The organism is Pseudomonas sp. MWU13-2517 (genome assembly GCF_023242545.1).
Classification (GTDB): Bacteria; Pseudomonadota; Gammaproteobacteria; order Pseudomonadales; family Pseudomonadaceae; genus Aquipseudomonas.
Genome location: NZ_JALMFA010000001.1, coordinates 143,908 through 160,134, shown reverse-complemented (window position 1 = coordinate 160,134; position 16,227 = coordinate 143,908). Strand labels below are relative to the sequence as shown.

General features: G+C 58.1%; 20 protein-coding genes. 10 read left to right on the top strand and 10 right to left on the bottom strand.

The features are described from left to right. Positions 1–16: 16 nt before the first annotated feature. Genes alkB through M5B97_RS00685 form a run of 3 tightly spaced genes read right to left on the bottom strand, consistent with a single transcriptional unit; the run spans position 17 to position 1,172 of the window. Entirely contained in the window at positions 17–673 is a 657-nt protein-coding gene (gene alkB / locus M5B97_RS00695) for a DNA oxidative demethylase AlkB (protein WP_248730396.1), read from the bottom strand. A gap of 3 nt (positions 674–676) precedes the next feature. Beyond that, complete coding sequence (locus M5B97_RS00690; protein WP_167659622.1) at positions 677–844, bottom strand: hypothetical protein; 168 nt, start codon at positions 842–844, stop codon at positions 677–679. A 25-nt stretch (positions 845–869) separates the two neighbouring features. Continuing rightward, a complete protein-coding gene (locus M5B97_RS00685; RefSeq protein WP_034105160.1) occupies positions 870–1,172 on the bottom strand; it encodes a DUF1883 domain-containing protein in 303 nt (100 codons plus the stop codon). A 211-nt stretch (positions 1,173–1,383) separates the two neighbouring features. On the opposite strand from M5B97_RS00685, the gene M5B97_RS00680 reads away from it, so the two are divergent. The 4 genes from M5B97_RS00680 (at position 1,384) to M5B97_RS00665 (ending at position 3,774) form a co-directional block, all read left to right on the top strand. Next, positions 1,384–1,734, top strand: a complete 351-nt coding sequence (locus tag M5B97_RS00680) for a hypothetical protein (RefSeq protein ID WP_134657289.1) — start codon at positions 1,384–1,386, stop codon at positions 1,732–1,734. Between the two features lie 172 nt (positions 1,735–1,906). Beyond that, on the top strand, positions 1,907–2,554 hold the full coding sequence (locus M5B97_RS00675; protein ID WP_248730395.1) for a c-type cytochrome: 648 nt from the start codon (positions 1,907–1,909) through the stop codon (positions 2,552–2,554). A 59-nt stretch (positions 2,555–2,613) separates the two neighbouring features. After that, positions 2,614–3,465 carry a c-type cytochrome gene (locus M5B97_RS00670; RefSeq protein WP_248730650.1) on the top strand — a complete coding sequence of 284 codons (852 nt, stop codon included), beginning with the start codon at positions 2,614–2,616 and terminating at the stop codon, positions 3,463–3,465. Positions 3,466–3,543: 78 nt separating this feature from the next. Then, on the top strand, positions 3,544–3,774 hold the full coding sequence (locus M5B97_RS00665) for a hypothetical protein (RefSeq protein ID WP_134657286.1): 231 nt from the start codon (positions 3,544–3,546) through the stop codon (positions 3,772–3,774). A gap of 9 nt (positions 3,775–3,783) precedes the next feature. Here M5B97_RS00665 and M5B97_RS00660 read toward each other — a convergent pair whose 3' ends face one another. After that, complete coding sequence (locus M5B97_RS00660; protein ID WP_123718437.1) at positions 3,784–4,065, bottom strand: hypothetical protein; 282 nt, start codon at positions 4,063–4,065, stop codon at positions 3,784–3,786. Positions 4,066–4,224: 159 nt separating this feature from the next. After that, positions 4,225–4,410 carry a hypothetical protein gene (locus tag M5B97_RS00655; RefSeq protein ID WP_123718436.1) on the bottom strand — a complete coding sequence of 62 codons (186 nt, stop codon included), beginning with the start codon at positions 4,408–4,410 and terminating at the stop codon, positions 4,225–4,227. A 305-nt stretch (positions 4,411–4,715) separates the two neighbouring features. On the opposite strand from M5B97_RS00655, the gene galU reads away from it, so the two are divergent. Together galU and gorA are read left to right on the top strand one after the other, a co-directional pair. Continuing rightward, positions 4,716–5,555, top strand: a complete 840-nt coding sequence (gene galU / locus M5B97_RS00650; RefSeq protein WP_003173830.1) for a UTP--glucose-1-phosphate uridylyltransferase GalU — start codon at positions 4,716–4,718, stop codon at positions 5,553–5,555. Positions 5,556–5,660: 105 nt separating this feature from the next. After that, the gene (gorA, locus tag M5B97_RS00645) at positions 5,661–7,019 is read left to right on the top strand and encodes a glutathione-disulfide reductase (RefSeq protein ID WP_248730394.1); all 1,359 of its coding nucleotides are present in this window, start codon (positions 5,661–5,663) and stop codon (positions 7,017–7,019) included. On the opposite strand, the gene M5B97_RS00640 is transcribed toward gorA, so the two are convergent. After that, positions 7,020–8,027, bottom strand: coding sequence for a DNA-binding protein (locus M5B97_RS00640; RefSeq protein WP_248730393.1), 1,008 nt, complete (start codon positions 8,025–8,027; stop codon positions 7,020–7,022). Between the two features lie 170 nt (positions 8,028–8,197). Here M5B97_RS00640 and M5B97_RS00635 point away from each other — a divergent pair, with 170 nt between their 5' ends. The 3 genes from M5B97_RS00635 to ahpF all read left to right on the top strand — a co-directional run bounded on the left by M5B97_RS00635 (position 8,198) and on the right by ahpF (position 11,524). Beyond that, on the top strand, positions 8,198–9,130 hold the full coding sequence (locus tag M5B97_RS00635) for a site-specific integrase (RefSeq protein ID WP_248730392.1): 933 nt from the start codon (positions 8,198–8,200) through the stop codon (positions 9,128–9,130). Between the two features lie 133 nt (positions 9,131–9,263). Further along, the gene (gene ahpC, locus M5B97_RS00630) at positions 9,264–9,827 is read left to right on the top strand and encodes an alkyl hydroperoxide reductase subunit C (RefSeq protein WP_003191303.1); all 564 of its coding nucleotides are present in this window, start codon (positions 9,264–9,266) and stop codon (positions 9,825–9,827) included. Positions 9,828–9,958: 131 nt separating this feature from the next. Further along, on the top strand, positions 9,959–11,524 hold the full coding sequence (gene ahpF, locus M5B97_RS00625; protein WP_248730391.1) for an alkyl hydroperoxide reductase subunit F: 1,566 nt from the start codon (positions 9,959–9,961) through the stop codon (positions 11,522–11,524). Positions 11,525–11,584: 60 nt separating this feature from the next. Here the strand turns inward: ahpF and gloA are convergent, their stop codons facing one another. Beyond that, positions 11,585–12,106, bottom strand: coding sequence for a lactoylglutathione lyase (gene gloA, locus M5B97_RS00620; RefSeq protein WP_123718432.1), 522 nt, complete (start codon positions 12,104–12,106; stop codon positions 11,585–11,587). Between the two features lie 403 nt (positions 12,107–12,509). On the opposite strand from gloA, the gene M5B97_RS00615 reads away from it, so the two are divergent. Further along, positions 12,510–13,046, top strand: a complete 537-nt coding sequence (locus M5B97_RS00615) for a DUF4946 domain-containing protein (RefSeq protein ID WP_248730649.1) — start codon at positions 12,510–12,512, stop codon at positions 13,044–13,046. A gap of 112 nt (positions 13,047–13,158) precedes the next feature. Here the strand turns inward: M5B97_RS00615 and M5B97_RS00610 are convergent, their stop codons facing one another. The 3 genes from M5B97_RS00610 to M5B97_RS00600 form a co-directional block, all read right to left on the bottom strand. After that, positions 13,159–13,524: a histone-like nucleoid-structuring protein, MvaT/MvaU family gene (locus M5B97_RS00610; protein WP_248730390.1), complete on the bottom strand. Its 366-nt coding sequence runs from the start codon at positions 13,522–13,524 to the stop codon at positions 13,159–13,161. Positions 13,525–13,720: 196 nt separating this feature from the next. Next, entirely contained in the window at positions 13,721–15,262 is a 1,542-nt protein-coding gene (locus M5B97_RS00605; RefSeq protein WP_248730389.1) for an EAL domain-containing protein, read from the bottom strand. A 95-nt stretch (positions 15,263–15,357) separates the two neighbouring features. Beyond that, a complete protein-coding gene (locus tag M5B97_RS00600; RefSeq protein WP_248730388.1) occupies positions 15,358–16,224 on the bottom strand; it encodes a LysR family transcriptional regulator in 867 nt (288 codons plus the stop codon). Positions 16,225–16,227 lie beyond the last annotated feature (3 nt).

The window sequence follows — 16,227 nt, the reverse complement described above, 5'->3', positions numbered from 1 at the left end:
CAAACTTGCGGTCAAATCAGCCGGCGGTGCGAAAGGTCAGGTTGATACGTTGCGGGCCCATGACAGGGTGCACACCGTCTTTGATCGGCATCACCCCGTGAAAGCGCAAACGATCGACGCCGCCCCATACCACCACGTCGCCGTGGAATAGCGAGACTTTTTGCGTCTTGTCGCTGCGTTCATGGCCGCCGAACAGAAAAATCGCCGGCAGCCCGAGGGACACCGAGACGACAGGGGCGCTGTAGTGGCGCTCGTTCTTGTCCTGATGCAGGGACATCTTAGCCCCTGGCACATACCGATTGATCAGGCAGGCATCCGGTGCGAAGTCGTGGAAGCCGGCCTCGAGCGCCGCCATTGCGGCCAGTTCGCGCAAGAGCTCGGGCATTGCCGGCCAGGGGGTTTGAGTGCGTGGGTCAACGGGACTGTAGCGGTAGCCGGCCCTGTCGGTGGTCCAGCCCAGCTCGCCGCAACTGCTCAATGCCGCCGACATGGTAAAGCCGCCGGGCGTGACCATTTTTCGAAACGGCGACTGCGCCAGTATCCGACGCAGTTCAGGCAGCAGACGATCAATCCAGGGCAGGGCATAGCCCTTGAGCACATAAGACTCTGCGCCAATTTGTTCGCGTCCCTTGGGCTGTTGCAGGGCGTCATCGGCGAACAGGTCGGCAGTCATGGCTTACAACGCCTTGCTCACGTTGATGTCGGTGATGACATCGCTGGCATCATGGATTTTCGCCAGGGCTTGCTTGGCTTCTTCCACGCTGTTGCTGTGCAGTTGCGCGAACTCGAAGCGACGTTCGCCGTTGAGCTTGTACTTGATGACGTATTTGGTCGTGGTGGTCACAGCTTTTTCCTGTCGGGTATCCGGATCAGCTCAGTTTGGAGCTGGTGCGACGAACGATGCGAATCTTGTGGGACAGCGCCGGTTTACGGGTAACGCTGATTGCGCGGCGTGTGACCACATCCAGGGTGATGTTCCAGAACCCGGTGCTGGGCGCCGTGATTTTCGCCGGGAATGTGTCGAAAGCACCGCCATGGTAGGTGTGGCGGCCGCCATTTTTGAAGCTGCGGAAATTGGCGTCGCTCATGAGGCGGATGTTGCAGGTCTGCGAGCATTCGATGACGACAATGTCTCCCTCGTTGAGGTGCTCGCGCTGGTGAATGAATTTCATGGGTGTCTCCAGAAGGGCTTTTTCTGAAAAATCAGAATGATACGTAGGTTAAGATAGAGTTTATCAGCCCCAGCGCGTTTATTATCGGGCCGTCGTCGACGACTTCGACAATTTAAAACAGTTATTTACCGAATTTTTAGGGATAAATCCTACTCTGGCGGGAGAAAATTCCTATATCCGCTGTCGTAGGGTCTTTATCGGAGGTTTAAGTATGAAGTGGAGTGTGTGGGTTCTGGCCTTGGCGTTAGGTGGGTGTGCTTCGGTTGCAGATATCAAGCAGACCCCGCCCACCCTGGTTGTCATTTCAGGCAAAAAACCGCCGGAATATGCCGCCTGCGTAGTGCGCAAACTGGCTGCCACTCGCCGGCCGCCGCAGATTGAACCGCATAAGGACGGCGTGCAGGTGATAGTGCCGCAGAAATTCTCGTCCGATCCTTCGGCGATCTTCGAGATTGAAGAGCGCTCCAGCGGTAGCAGTATCAAGCTCTATGAGAGCATGTCCAATGTGCCGATCCGCCCGGGCGATATCAAGAAAGCCGGGGAGGATTGCATCTCCGGCTGAGCCGCCGCTTATCCAGACACTTGAACCCGATAGAGAAGCCTGACGTTGCCGTTGCAGCGTCAGGCTTTTTTTTGCGTCGCAGTCGGGTGTTGTCGCAGGAGGATCATTACCCTACTATTTGTAGGCTTATGCGTTTAAACGCTAAGCATATAACTATATGGATGGATCCGTGATGATGTCTCTGGAACGAGTGTTGATGGGCGGCGCGTTGTTACTGCTGCTGGGCAATGCCCACGCGCTGGATGGGAAAAAGATATTCGCAGAAGGCGGTTCACCGCCGGGTGCGATGCCCTGTGCGGCGTGCCATGGCGCCGACGGGCTGGGTATTGCGGCCGCAGGTTTCCCCCGGTTGGCGGGTTTGCCGGCGGAGTATGTGCGTAAACAGCTGGCCGATTTCAGCAGCGGCGCGCGCAGCAATCCGGTGATGCAGCCGTTGGCAAAAGCCCTGGACGAGGCACAGATCGCAGCCGTGAGCCAAGCCGTCGCCGCGATGCCTTTTACTGCGCCCGCAACGGTGCATCGCAGCGCAATGCCCGTTGATGCGGTGCAGAAACTTGCTCTGCAAGGCGCCTGGGAGCGGCAGGTTCCCGCTTGCGTCAGTTGTCATGGGCCAGCCGGTGTAGGGGTAGGCGATGCTTTCCCGCCTTTGGCCGGTCAACCTGCTGCGTACCTGGCGGCACAATTGATGGCATGGCAGTCCGGTAGCCGTCGTAATGATTCCAATGATCTGATGGGGCATGTCGCGAAGGCCCTCACCCCCGAGGAAGTGCAGGGCGTTGCCCGGTATTTCGCCTCGTTGAGCCCGGAGGCCAAGCCATGAAACCCATCCTTTTTGCAGGTTTGCTGCTGGCAGTGCCTGCGTATGGCGCTCCGATCGCCATGGAAGACCAATCCCAATTGCAGTCACCGGCTGCGCACCCAGCCGTTGCCCGGTTTCAACCGCCCCAGGAAAGCGAGTTGCCGGACAATGCCTACGGCAAGATGGTCAGGCAGGGCTACGCACTGTTTGTCGATACCAAACGCCTGGCACCGCAATACGTCGGCAATGGGCTCAATTGCAGCAACTGCCATCTGGATCAGGGCCGTCTGGCGAATTCGGCACCGCTGTGGGCCGCTTACCCGATGTACCCGGCCTATCGAAAAAAGAACGACAAGGTCAATACGTTCGCTGAGCGCCTGCAGGGCTGCTTTCAGTTCAGCATGAACGGTGGCCTGCCGCCTGCGGCCGATAGCCCGGAAATCACGGCGCTCTCTGTGTACGCCTATTGGCTGGCCAGCAAAGCGCCCTTGGGCGTTGAACTGCCGGGGCGCGGCTACCCGGACGTGGCGCAACCGGCCAACGGTTACAACGTGGCCCATGGCGCAGAGGTTTACAACGCGCAATGTGCGACATGCCACGGCGCCGAAGGACAGGGACAGAAGGTCGGAGACAGTTTTGTCATGCCGCCGCTATGGGGTAAGGACTCCTACAACTGGGGGGCCGGGATGCATCGAATCAATACGGCTGCGTCCTTCATCAAGCACAATATGCCGCTGGGCCAGGCCGGCAGCCTGAGTGACCAACAGGCCTGGGATGTGGCGGCGTACGTAAACAGCCACGAGCGCCCGCAGGATCCGCGACTGGTGGAGGGCTCGATAGAGAAAACCCGGCAGAAGTTTCACGCCAATGACGGCGTCAATCTTTACGGTCAAACGGTAAACGGCGTGCTGATCGGGCAGGGCATCCGTTAAACTGACGGGTAATCAATGCAAGAATGCCGCGCATACCGTTGGGTCTGCGCGGCACCTGTCTTTTCTGGAAAGCCCGTTATGAAGCGTGAACACGTCAAGGCCCGCCATGCCGAGGGTCAGATTTCGGCCACCCATGTTATCCAGAACCCAGCCGACCTGGGGGAGTGGATCGTTTTCTTCAAGAAAAGCGGCGGTCGCAGTTACTTCCTGGTCGATGAACAGGATGAAGTCGAGTCATTCCCGCGGCTGGATGACCTGATCGAGCTATTGCGCGGTTTGGGGATCAAGTTCGCCGAAGTCCATTTGTAGTCGTGCCGCTTACTTGCACACTACGACCACGCTGCGGTTTTTGAAGTTGCCCACGTCTTTGCCCAGTGTCTTGTCGCTTTCCTTCAAGGAAGGCGTGCCTTCAGTGCCGACGATGCGGTAACCGGTGCCTGCGCAGGAGGCGTCGGCTTTTTCATAGCAACTGGCCCATGAGTTGGCCTCGCCCGAACAATCGATGGTCAAGCCTTGTTCGCCGTTTTTCAGGTAGGTGTCGGAGGTGGTCGTGCAGCCGGCCAGCGCCAGTACCGCAATCAGTGCCAGGAGTTTGTTCATAGTGGGGTCGTCGTCGAGGGGGTTGGAGGCGCGCTGACACTGTCGTGGGGCGTCGGCAGCAGATTATAGCTAACTGCCACCTAGGTACAGACAAACAAAAAAAGCCCCGTTCAACGGGGCTCTCTATGGGCTTTCCATGCAGGCTATGCAGGAAGCGGCTTACTTGCCCTTCGGCTTTTTACTCGACGCGTGACCTGCCTCATCCACAAACACTTCGGCGACCATGATCGCTTCACGCTCGGTCGCAAAGGTACCGGCGACGCTGTCTCCGTGGAAGTTGATCAAGTGCCAGCCGTCTGCTCGCTGGGTGATCAGGTAGCCGTTAACGCCTTTTGGTTCTGACATCTATCCATCTCGTGTTCTGGTTCAAGTGGGCCATCATAGCGCCAAATGCCGCCGTCCAGCGCAAGTTGTTGCAGGTCAGTGCCCGGCGTCGAAAAGCGTGCTAAAAAGATTGCAGCGCCTTGAAGAATGGGCGCATCGACTTTTTTAGCGCATGTTGGCGAAGCTCTTCGTAGGATCAGTGGAACTTACGCCGACATTTTTTCTCTTAGTTGACATCGCAACGCCAGCAGGACCCATTGTAAGGTGGCTGCGGCCTGATTAGACTGCGCCGAATTCCGTACGCACAGCCCTTTGTAAGGACTCATATGATCAAGAAATGCTTGTTCCCAGCAGCCGGTTACGGCACTCGCTTCTTGCCAGCGACCAAAGCCATGCCCAAAGAGATGCTGCCGGTGGTGAACAAGCCACTGATTCAGTACGGCGTCGAAGAAGCACTGGATGCTGGCCTGAACGAAATCTCCATCGTGACCGGCCGTGGTAAGCGCGCGCTGGAAGACCACTTCGACATCAGCTACGAGCTGGAAAACCAGATCAAGGGCACCGACAAGGAAAAATACCTGGTTGGTATCCGCAAGCTGCTCGACGAGTGCTCGTTCTCCTACACCCGTCAAACCCAGATGAAAGGCTTGGGTCACGCAATCCTGACCGGTCGCCCGCTGATCGGTGACGAGCCGTTCGCCGTGGTATTGGCGGATGACCTGTGTGTGAACCTGGAAGGCGACGGCGTACTGACCCAGATGGTCAAGCTGTACCAGAAATACCGTTGCACCATCGTTGCGGTCATGGAAGTGAACCCGACCGAAACCAACAAGTACGGCGTAATCGCCGGCGACGATATCGGTGATGGCCTGATCCGCGTACGTGACATGGTTGAAAAGCCGGCGCCGGAAGATGCCCCATCGAACCTGGCAATTATCGGTCGCTATATCCTGACTCCGGATATTTTCAAGCTGATCGAAGAAACCGAGCCGGGCAAGGGTGGCGAGATCCAGATCACCGACGCCCTGTTGAAGCAAGCCAAAGACGGTTGCGTCATCGCCTACAAATTCAAAGGCCAGCGTTTCGACTGCGGTGGTGCAGAGGGCTACATCGAAGCCACCAACTTCTGCTATGAGCACTTCTACAAAACTGGCAAGGCTTACTGATCAGTACGAGCCGGTCCGTTTCAAGAGAAAGCCACCTCCGGGTGGCTTTTTCGTTTTTCAGCCCCATCTAAATCGGTATGCTGATGTCCTGCCGAGGAGAGTGAAATGGCCTACGATTTTGACCTGTATGTAATTGGCGCCGGTTCCGGCGGCGTTCGCGCAGCACGTTTTGCTGCGGGCTTTGGCGCCAAAGTGGCCGTAGCGGAGAGTCGCTACCTGGGCGGTACGTGCGTGAATGTCGGCTGTGTGCCGAAAAAGCTGTTGGTATACGGCGCACATTTCGCCGAAGACTTTGAACAGGCCAGTGGTTTCGGCTGGTCGTTGGGTGAAGCGAACTTTGATTGGGCGACCTTGATCGCCAACAAGGATCGCGAGATCAACCGCCTCAATGGCATCTACCGCAACCTGCTGGTCAACAGTGGCGTGACGCTGCATGAAGGGCATGCGCGTTTGGTTGATCCGCATCAGGTGGAGATCAATGGCGAGCGCTTCACCGCCAGGCACATCCTGATTGCCACGGGCGGCTGGCCGCAGATTCCGGACATTCCCGGGCGTGAACACGCCATCGGCTCCAATGAAGCATTTTTCCTCAAGGCGTTACCCAAGCGCGTGCTGGTGGTGGGCGGGGGTTATATCGCCGTTGAGTTCGCGGGCATCTTCCATGGCTTGGGCGCCCAAACTACGCTGCTGTACCGTGGCGACCTGTTCTTGCGGGGGTTTGATGGTGCGGTGCGCAAGCATCTGCAGGAAGAGCTGACCAAGCGTGGCCTGGATCTGCAATTCAATGCCGATATCGAGCGTATCGACAAGCAAGCCGATGGCAGCCTGAAGGCCACCCTGAAAGACGGTCGCGTATTGGAAGCCGATTGCGTGTTCTACGCCACCGGCCGGCGCCCGATGCTGGACAACCTGGGGTTGGAAAATACCGGCGTTCAGTTGGACGAGCGTGGTTTCGTTGCGGTTGACGACCTGTACCAGACCGCTGAGCCGTCGATTCTGGCCATTGGCGATGTGATTGGTCGCGTGCAGTTGACGCCGGTTGCTTTGGCCGAAGGTATGGCGGTGGCGCGTCGTCTGTTCAAGCCTGAGCAGTACCGTCCGGTGGATTACGCGATGATCCCGACAGCGGTATTCAGCCTGCCGAATATCGGCACCGTCGGCCTGACCGAAGAAGACGCGAAGAAGAGCGGCCACAAGGTGCAGATCTTCGAAAGCCGCTTCCGGCCGATGAAGTTGACGCTCACCGATTGTCAGGAGAAAACCTTGATGAAGCTGGTAGTCGACGCCGACACCGACAAAGTCCTGGGTTGCCACATGGTGGGGCCGGACGCCGGCGAAATCGTCCAGGGCCTGGCGGTTGCGCTCAAGGCGGGCGCGACCAAGCAACATTTTGACGAAACCATCGGCGTGCATCCCACGGCGGCGGAAGAGTTCGTCACCATGCGCACGCCTGTGGCGGACTGATCAGGCGTCGGGCGTTGCCTGGGGTGCCGCTGCAATGGCGGCTGCCGACTGCAACGCCTCAATGCTGGCCTGGGCCTTGATAAGGTCCAGTTCCAGGGTTTTGATGGCGTGCTGACATTCGCCGAGCGCTTGCTGGCTTGACTGGCTTTCAAGCAGCGCAACCCGCAGGCGCTCTTGAAGCAGGGTGCGTTCGCTTTCGATCAGGCTGAGCTGTTCGCTCAGTTTGAGCTGCCGGGCCTGCTCCTTACGGGTTTGCTCCTGCTGCGCGGCCAGCTCCTTCGTCGTGACCCGGTGCTCGATCAGCAGGCGTTCATTGTCGCGATGCAGTTGAGTGATTTCATCCTGGCGCACCAAGGCGCTTTGCTGGGCCTGGCGCAGTTCTGCCTGGAGCTGCTGCAACTGGCCTTCATGGCGTCGCTGTTCCTGCTCGCGTTGTTCCTTGACCGCATTACGGTAGTGCTCCAGGGCGTCCCGTGCGTGCAGGTGCTTGTCCTCCAATGAACGGATCTGTTCGTCCTTATCGTTGATCCTCAACTCATAGTCGTTGCACGCCTGGCTGAGGCCCGCATTGCGGGTTTGCTCGGTCTGCAGGCTGGTGCGCGCGGTTTGCAGGGCTGCGCTTTCTTCGGCCAGGGCAGCGCCCTGGATATCGAATTGCTGCTTGAGCTGGCTGTGCGCTTCTTCAAGCGTTTGCAGCTGAGTGAGCAGGGCGGCTTTGTGCTGTTCGAATTGTGCCAAGGCCAGGTCGATAGGCTCTTGGGCTTTCTCTTTAAGGCGTTGTGCCAGGCGAGCGACCAGTTCGCTAAGTTCGTCATCAAGCGGCGCCTCAGTAATGGTCAGGCGACTTTCGCTCTCATCGAGTTCTTTCAAATAGCGATGAATAGTGGTTTTCGAGCCGGTGTTGCCCATTTCGATGCGCACGGCATCGATGCTGGGGTTTTCGCCACGGGCCAGGATGGCCAGGCGTGCCGTTTGAACAACTGCTTTGTTTATGCCGCCACGAGCCATGGGGTCTCCGTCGATTTGATAATGTGGTACATAGTATGTATATACATACTATATCACGGAAGAATTTCTGTTTAAATTCATGATTTAACAGATGGGATATTGGCGTATTATCCCGTGTGAAAGCCGTTTTGATCCCTGAAACGCGCCACCGCTGTACGAATGGACCCTTCATGAGCGATCTGGATCGTTACCTCAGTGCTGCGACCCGCGATAACACGCGGCGCAGTTATCGCGCCGCCATCGAGCACTTCGAAGTCAGTTGGGGCGGGTTCCTGCCTGCCACCAGTGACAGCGTCGCCCGCTACCTGGTGGCCCATGCCGGCGTGCTGGCGATCAATACCTTGAAGCTGCGCCTCTCGGCACTGGCGCAGTGGCATACCAGCCAGGGTTTTGCGGACCCTACAAAAGCGCCTGTGGTGCGCAAGGTGCTCAAAGGCATCCGCGCGGTGCACCCCGCGCGGGAAAAGCAGGCCGAGCCGTTGCAACTCAAACATCTCGAACAGGTGATCGCCGCTCTTGAGGCCGAGGCGAAGTGTGCAAGCGACGCCCAGGACATGCCGCGTTTACTGCGCGCCAAACGCGACACGGCGCTGATCCTGTTGGGGTTCTGGCGGGGATTTCGCAGCGATGAATTGTGCCGCCTGGAAATCCAGCACGTGCACGCTGTGCCGGGGGCGGGCATCAGCCTGTATCTGCCGCGTAGCAAGAGTGACCGGGATAACCTTGGCAAGACCTATCAGACACCGGCGCTGCTGCGCCTGTGCCCAGTGCAGGCCTACAGTGAATGGCTAAGCGCCTCGGCCCTGGTGGCCGGCCCGGTGTTTCGCGGCATCGACCGCTGGGGCAACCTGGCAGAGGAGGGGCTGCACCCTAACAGTGTGATTCCTTTGCTGCGCCAGGCCCTGGAGCGTGCGGGTATTGCCGCTGACGCCTATACCAGCCACTCCTTGCGCCGGGGCTTTGCGACATGGGCCCATCGCAGTGGTTGGGATTTGAAGTCACTGATGAGCTACGTCGGCTGGAGCGACATGAAATCGGCCATGCGCTATGTTGAGGCGACGCCCTTTCTCGTCATGACCTTGGCAACGTCACCGCTGCTTTGAGATTTCTTCTATTAATACAGTCAGCTGATAGGGAAAACCAATCGTCAGCATCAGGTTTGCCAATGAGCCATCGAACGAGAGAGTGGGTAGGATTCACTTCATCAACTTCTTAACCCCTGACGGAGAGTCAACGATGCCTATCATCAACAGCCAAGTAAAACCGTTCAAAGCCACCGCATTCAAAAACGGCAGCTTCGTAGATGTGACCGACGCTGACCTGAAAGGCAAATGGTCGGTAGTCTTCTTCTACCCAGCCGACTTCACCTTCGTTTGCCCGACCGAACTGGAAGACCTGGCCGACAACTACGCCGAATTCCAGAAGCTGGGCGTTGAAATCTACAGCGTGTCCACCGACACCCACTTTGCCCACGCTGCCTGGCACAACACTTCGCCAGCCATCGGCAAAATCCAGTACACCATGATCGGCGACCCAACCCTGACCATCTCCCGTAACTTCGACGTACTGATCGAAGAAGCCGGCCTGGCGGACCGCGGGACTTTCGTGATCAACCCGGAAGGCCAGATCAAGATCGTCGAACTGAACGACGGTGGTGTTGGCCGTGACGCTTCCGAGCTGCTGCGCAAAATCAAGGCTGCCCAATACGTAGCAGCCCACCCAGGTGAAGTGTGCCCAGCCAAGTGGAAAGAAGGCGAGGCCACCCTGGCTCCGTCCCTGGACCTGGTCGGCAAGATCTAAGTCTGTGAAGTATCAAGGGCGGGTATCCGCACCTACTCAGTAAGCTGCAACCGCCCCTCAAAACGCCCGGGCGAGATTCGCTCGGGCGTTTTTTTGTCTGCAATAAACCGAATTAATAGGAAATCGCCCGTATGTTGGACGCCAATCTTAAAGCTCAGTTGAAGTCATACCTAGAACGGGTCACCCAGCCGATCGAGATCGTCGCCTCCCTCGACGACGGCGCGAAATCCCAGGAAATGCTTGCTCTTTTGCAGGACGTAACCAGCCTCACTACGCTGATTACCCTGAACACCGATGGCAATGATGCGCGCAAGCCGTCGTTCTCCATCAACCGCCCGGGTGCCGAGATCAGCCTGCGTTTTGCCGGCATCCCCATGGGCCATGAATTTACTTCGCTGGTGCTGGCCCTGCTGCAAGTCGGTGGCCACCCGTCGAAGGCCAGTGTCGAAGTGATCGAACAGATTCGTGCACTGAAAGGCGAATTCAGCTTCGAGACTTACTTTTCGTTGTCGTGCCAGAACTGCCCGGACGTGGTCCAGGCGCTGAACTTGATGGCCGTGCTCAACCCGAACATCCGCCATGTCGCCATCGACGGTGCGCTGTTCCAGGCCGAAGTCGATGAGCGCCAGATCATGGCGGTGCCGAGTGTCTACCTCAATGGCGTGAACTTCGGCCAGGGCCGCATGGGCCTGGAAGAGATCCTGGCCAAGCTCGACACCAGCGGCGCCGAAAAAGCCGCCGAGAAAATCAGTGCCAAAGACGCGTTTGATGTATTGGTGGTCGGCGGTGGCCCAGCCGGTTCATCGGCCGCCATCTACGCTGCACGTAAGGGCATCCGTACGGGTGTGGCCGCCGAACGCTTCGGCGGGCAGGTGCTGGACACCATGTCCATCGAGAACTTCATCTCGGTGCAGGAAACCGAAGGGCCGAAACTGGCCAGCGCTCTGGAAGCTCACGTGCGTCAGTACGACGTGGATATCATGAACCTGCAACGTGCCAGCGGCTTGATCCCGGCGAAAAATGCCGGTGAGCTGCACGAAATCCGTTTCGAGAGCGGTGCGACCCTCAAGTCCAAAACCGTGATTCTGGCCACCGGTGCGCGCTGGCGCGAAATGGGTGTGCCGGGCGAGCAGGAATACAAGGCCAAGGGCGTATGTTTTTGCCCGCACTGCGATGGCCCGCTGTTCAAAGGCAAGCGCGTGGCAGTGATCGGCGGCGGTAACTCCGGCGTTGAAGCCGCCATCGATCTGGCCGGCATCGTCAGCCATGTCACCCTGCTTGAGTTCGACAGCAAGCTGCGCGCCGACGCCGTGTTGCAGCGCAAGCTCTACAGCCTGCCGAACGTCGACGTGATCACCAGTGCACTGACCAGCGAAGTCAAAGGTGATGGCCAGAAAGTCACCGGCCTTGCGTACAAGGATCGCGACAGCGGTGAGTTCAAGACCATCGACCTGGAAGGTATCTTTGTACAGATCGGTCTGTTGCCCAATACCGACTGGCTCAAAGGCACTGTGGAGCTGACACCGCGTGGCGAGATCATCGTCGATGCGCGTGGTGAGACGTCACTGCCGGGCGTGTTCGCTGCCGGTGACGTGACCACCGTGCCGTACAAGCAGATCGTGATTGCGGTGGGCGAGGGCGCCAAGGCTTCGCTGAGTGCGTTCGATCATCTGATCCGTACCTCCGCTCCGGCCTGAGCCCGGGCGCGCCAATGAAAAAACCCATGATCACTCATGGGTTTTTTTATGCATGAAACCTTACAGCGGCGCGGGTTGGATAATCTCGACCCAGTAGGCATCCGGGTCTTTGATGAAGGCCAGGCTCTTCATGCGACCGTCGCTCAGGCGCTTTTGGAAATCGCAACCCAAGGCTTCAAAACGCTCGCAGGCCGCGACGATATCCGGCACCGAGATGCAGATATGGCCAAAGCCGCGTGGGTCGGTGTTGCCGTTGTGGTACGCAAAATCCGCGTCGTTTTCGGTGCCGTGGTTATGGGTCAGTTCCAGGATGCCGGGAATCGACTTCATCCACTGGGTGCGCTCAGCCGCGTCAGCGGGGATCTGAGCCTTGTCCACCAGGGCCAGGAAGTACAGGCTGAATTCGGCTTCAGGAAAATCGCGTTTTTCAACCAGGGAGAAGCCCAGGATGCGGGTGTAGAAATCCAGCGACTTGGTGATGTCTTTGACCCGCAGCATCGTGTGGTTGAACACGAAGTTGGAAGTGGCGGTGTCAGGTTGGGCGGTGACGCCTGGGAAAGTGTTCAGTTCGTGCAGGCTCATGGGCCCTCCAGAAAAAAATGGGGCAAACTCGACTAATGCCAGTCAGTTAAGGAGGAGCATAGTCACTGTGACGAGGGCGCTTGCTCCCGTTGGACTGCGTAGCAGGCCCAGTCTTTTCAAGCCCAAAGCTGGGGCCGCTTCGCGACCCAGCGGGAGCAAGCTCCCTCGCCACGGGTTACTGGTTGTCCGCTCTATCGCTTAACTGACTCGCAGTAGGCAAACTCGACTCCCGTTTGAGGTCAGAGGAGCCGAGCGGTTCCTTGGCTTGCGGCAAGCATCCATGCAGCCGGCCCATGATACGCAAGCGGTGCCTGCTGCGCCAAATGAAAAAGCCCGTGCGGGCCTTGCGACACGCAGGGCTGAGGCTCAGACTTCAACGCTTGAATCCTGGGTACTTCCTGCAATGATCGAGTTTCGTAAAACGCTGTTGGGCTCTGTGTGTTTTGTGTTGTGCAGCCCGTGGGCCTTGGCGGCTGATCCCGAGATACATTGGCCCAGTGGCTGGCAGGTCGAGGAGGTGGTGCCTGACGGCACAGCACCGACAAGCACCTCGGCTGTAACGCGGCAGCGAGCGATCAAGAATGATGAAAATGGCTCAACCTTGATGGTGATGGAGTTGACCGCTACGCCGATAGAAGCGGGCCATAAAGTTAATCTTCAAGGCGTGCTGCTGGAAATGCGCAAGTCCATCCAAAAAGACTTTGCTCAAGGCGGATATCAAAGCGTGTGCAGCAAGATGCACCCGGCAACACTGAGCCGCCTGGAGGCACTGGAGACTACTTGCGTGATTACCGAGAACGGGCGCCACGTACTCTCACAAACTTTGGTCGGTGCTGTAGATGTTGATAAGGCGTATGTTTTTTCATTCGCCGGTCAAGCGCAGGTGTACGAAGCGAGCAAGGAGGAGGTCAATTCGGTGCGTGCCAGCCTGAAACTTTAAGCATGCCGCACGCTCGACTGTGAACAAAATGAAATGTTAGTTAAGTTCGTTTTCGAACGGTTAAGCAAAAAAAAGCCCCGCATAAGCGGGGCTCTTTGTTAGAACAGTTCAATCAGCCGCGAAGCCAGGAGTCTACAGTGGCGGCGCCGTACTGTTCCTTCCAGGCTTTAAGGCCGCGGTGGTTGCCGCCTTTGGTTTCGATCAGCTCACCGGTGTGCGGGTTGTGGTAAACCTTGACCACACGTGCGCGGCGCTGTTTAGGGGCAGCGGCAGCAGTGGAAGCGCCTTTGCCGAATTTCGGATCGAGGATGGCGATGATATCGCGCAGGCCTTTGCCGTAAGTTTTCATCAGCCCTTGAAGCTTTTCTTCGAATTCGATTTCTTTCTTCAGGCCAGCATCGTTCTTCAGGGATTCCAGCTGGGCGAGCTGCTCTTGAAGGGCTTTTTCTGCTGCGCGAAATTCGGCGAGTCTGGACAAAATATGTACTCCACTAGTGTATTTGGCTGATATCAACTGAAGATAACGCTATAAGCCAAGAGCGTTGAGCGACTCAAGAAACAAGCCTTCCTGCGAGTTCGGCACAGGCAGGAAAAATTGTAGTAGTTAATTCATCACGAGTAAATCATGTCTTTGGGTTAAATAACATTGTTTCACTCTGGTGCTAGATGGCTAATCAATGGCTGCCCATGGATTTAATGAATTCTTCGCCGGGTAATGGTCTTCCGAACAGGTAGCCTTGCAGGAAGTCCACACCTTGCGCGGCCAGGTATTCACATTGCTCGGTCGTTTCCACGCCTTCGGCAACGATACCCAAGTCGAGCTTGGCGGAAAGTTCGATGATGCTGTCGAGAATGTGTCGGGAGAGTGCATCCTGGCCAATCATTGCAACGAAGCTCTGGTCAATCTTCAAGTAGTCGACATTGAAGTTGCGCAAATAGCCCAGGCTGGAATGGCCGGTGCCGAAGTCGTCAATGGCGATCATCACCCCCATGTCATGCAGGGCTTCAAACAAGCGGCGAGTGATGTCGCTGGGCTGGATCAACTCACGCTCGGTCAATTCCAGCACAAGCGTGACCTGACCGGGCGCAAACGCAGCGAGGAACGTGCGGCAGTCCTCCACCAGCGCCAGGTCCTCACAATGACGGGCTGTGATATTCACCCCGATATGAAAGCCCGGGGCGAAGCGGCCGGCATGGGGCGCCAGTTGTTCGGCGGTCTGGCGCATCAACGTGCGGGTCATCGGCACAATCAGGCCGGAATGCTCGGCCAGGGGAATAAACAAGTCGGGCCGCACCAGGCCCTCTTTCGGGTGCTGCCAGCGCATCAGTACTTCGCAACCTGCCCATTCAAGGCTGTCGCCGCGTACGACGGGTTGGAAATACGGAACGAACTCGTCGGCATCCAGTGCGCGCTGAAGTTCCTGGGTCGGGGCCGAGGAGCGTTTTTGCAACCAGTGCGCGAGGAGGCCGGCCAGTACGCCGAAAAACACCACCAGGCTGAACACCGCCGGGTAACGGTCTTGCATATAGCGCAGGACTTCGCCGGCGGGCATGCCGACTTCCACACTGTAGAGATACCGCTGGGAAGCCAGGTGCTGATGGGCCACCGCAAAGGTGGGTGGCGGCGTGTCGTGGACACTGCCGTCGGCGGCCAGCCAGTTAGGCCCGACCTGCAGAATCAGCCCTGCGTAGCGGCTGATCAGGCGCAAGGCGTTGGTCAGGTGATAGCCGTCGATGGAGGCAAAGGCCCCTTTGTCGCCGTCTGTAAGGCGGTACACCAGCAGGGCGGTGTCCGGGGTGACCGGGTTGCCATTCATCAACCAAAGCCGCCCTGCGACGTAGTCCTCGGGGTTGACCGGCGACTGGTAATCGCCCCCAAACAGCGAGCTGCAATAAATGCTGCGCTGGAAGGACAAGGTGGTCGCCCGCACAAAGGGTCGACGCGTGACTTGTTCACGTAATGCCAATTTAACGCCGTTATCACACGGCTGGCCGGCCAATGGCAGCAGGGCCCGCGCGGCCAGGTCGGTATTGTCGAGCATCAGGTCGAACTGGCGCACCGCTTCCTGGGCGGTCTGTTCGGTGCTTTTCTGCAGGGTGCGTTCGGCCTGCCAATAAAGAATCGGCACCCCCAGCAAGATGGGGAGCAGTGCGCTGAGGCCGCTGATCAAATATCGGGTGGTTCTATTTCGTGGACCTTTGGCGGTCAGGGGCATAGGGATGGCCGGTAACAGAGTGATAAGGCATTCACTGCCGAGGATAGATGGCAACTCAGGTGGACGCTTGCAGGACCTGAATAAAAACTGCAGCGCTATAACGTATTCCTGGCCCATTCGATAAAAGCCAGCGTCGCCGGTGACGACTGGCGTTGGTCCAGCACGGCCAGGCCGATTTCCCGCGGGACGCGGGGAGTGAGTGGGCGGGCCACATAGCGACTGTCGGTGGCCAGGGGCAGGGACGCCTCTGCAACAACGCTCACGCCGTCCCCACGGCCTACGGCATCCAACGTGCTGATCAGTTGCGAGCAACGAAAACGCACGTTCGGGCTCAGCTTCGCGCTGCTGAACAGGTGTGAGACCAGTTCGGTCGAGCCGGCCTCGGTCAGGACAAAAGGGTCACTGCACAATTGCTCCAGGCTGACGGCCTGGCACTTGGCAAGATGATGCTCGGCTGGCAGCAACGCCACCATCTGATCCTGCATCAATGCGAAAGTATCGAAGCGTTCCAGGGGCAATACCACGAATCCGACGTCGATCCGCCGTTCATCCAGCCATTGGATCACTTGCCGGTCCGGGCCTTCGTGGATATGCACCTCGATGCCCGGATGAGCCGCGCGATAACCTTGCAGGATTTTCGGTAGCAATTGCATCGATGACGTCGGCCCGAATGAGCCGATACGCAGGGTGCCGGTGCGCATGCCCCGCGCGTCGGCGGCTTCCTGGCGCAGCGTGTTGGCCAGCCCGAGCATCGCGCGAGCCCGTCCAAGCAGTTGCTGGCCAATGTCGCTTAATACCACCTCGGCCTGATGCCGGTGTAACAACTCGACGCCCAATTCCTGCTCCAGTGACCGAATCGCATGGGACACAGCCGACTGGCTGATCCCCAGGCGATGGGCTGCGCTGGTGAACCCTTGAAGTTCGGCGACCAGGGAAAATATCTCAAGCTGGGTGAGGGTCATGAG

What these genes read in the sequence shown, in the direction of transcription:
- alkB (WP_248730396.1), bottom strand. Translation starts at nt 673, where the DNA reads ATGACTGCCGACCTGTTCGCCGATGACGCCCTGCAACAGCCCAAGGGA.
- M5B97_RS00685 (WP_034105160.1), bottom strand. Translation starts at nt 1,172, where the DNA reads ATGAAATTCATTCACCAGCGCGAGCACCTCAACGAGGGAGACATTGTC.
- M5B97_RS00680 (WP_134657289.1), top strand. Translation starts at nt 1,384, where the DNA reads ATGAAGTGGAGTGTGTGGGTTCTGGCCTTGGCGTTAGGTGGGTGTGCT.
- M5B97_RS00675 (WP_248730395.1), top strand. Translation starts at nt 1,907, where the DNA reads ATGATGTCTCTGGAACGAGTGTTGATGGGCGGCGCGTTGTTACTGCTG.
- M5B97_RS00670 (WP_248730650.1), top strand. Translation starts at nt 2,614, where the DNA reads ATGGAAGACCAATCCCAATTGCAGTCACCGGCTGCGCACCCAGCCGTT.
- M5B97_RS00665 (WP_134657286.1), top strand. Translation starts at nt 3,544, where the DNA reads ATGAAGCGTGAACACGTCAAGGCCCGCCATGCCGAGGGTCAGATTTCG.
- M5B97_RS00660 (WP_123718437.1), bottom strand. Translation starts at nt 4,065, where the DNA reads ATGAACAAACTCCTGGCACTGATTGCGGTACTGGCGCTGGCCGGCTGC.
- M5B97_RS00655 (WP_123718436.1), bottom strand. Translation starts at nt 4,410, where the DNA reads ATGTCAGAACCAAAAGGCGTTAACGGCTACCTGATCACCCAGCGAGCA.
- galU (WP_003173830.1), top strand. Translation starts at nt 4,716, where the DNA reads ATGATCAAGAAATGCTTGTTCCCAGCAGCCGGTTACGGCACTCGCTTC.
- gorA (WP_248730394.1), top strand. Translation starts at nt 5,661, where the DNA reads ATGGCCTACGATTTTGACCTGTATGTAATTGGCGCCGGTTCCGGCGGC.
- M5B97_RS00640 (WP_248730393.1), bottom strand. Translation starts at nt 8,027, where the DNA reads ATGGCTCGTGGCGGCATAAACAAAGCAGTTGTTCAAACGGCACGCCTG.
- M5B97_RS00635 (WP_248730392.1), top strand. Translation starts at nt 8,198, where the DNA reads ATGAGCGATCTGGATCGTTACCTCAGTGCTGCGACCCGCGATAACACG.
- ahpC (WP_003191303.1), top strand. Translation starts at nt 9,264, where the DNA reads ATGCCTATCATCAACAGCCAAGTAAAACCGTTCAAAGCCACCGCATTC.
- ahpF (WP_248730391.1), top strand. Translation starts at nt 9,959, where the DNA reads ATGTTGGACGCCAATCTTAAAGCTCAGTTGAAGTCATACCTAGAACGG.
- gloA (WP_123718432.1), bottom strand. Translation starts at nt 12,106, where the DNA reads ATGAGCCTGCACGAACTGAACACTTTCCCAGGCGTCACCGCCCAACCT.
- M5B97_RS00615 (WP_248730649.1), top strand. Translation starts at nt 12,510, where the DNA reads ATGATCGAGTTTCGTAAAACGCTGTTGGGCTCTGTGTGTTTTGTGTTG.
- M5B97_RS00605 (WP_248730389.1), bottom strand. Translation starts at nt 15,262, where the DNA reads ATGCCCCTGACCGCCAAAGGTCCACGAAATAGAACCACCCGATATTTG.
- M5B97_RS00600 (WP_248730388.1), bottom strand. Translation starts at nt 16,224, where the DNA reads ATGACCCTCACCCAGCTTGAGATATTTTCCCTGGTCGCCGAACTTCAA.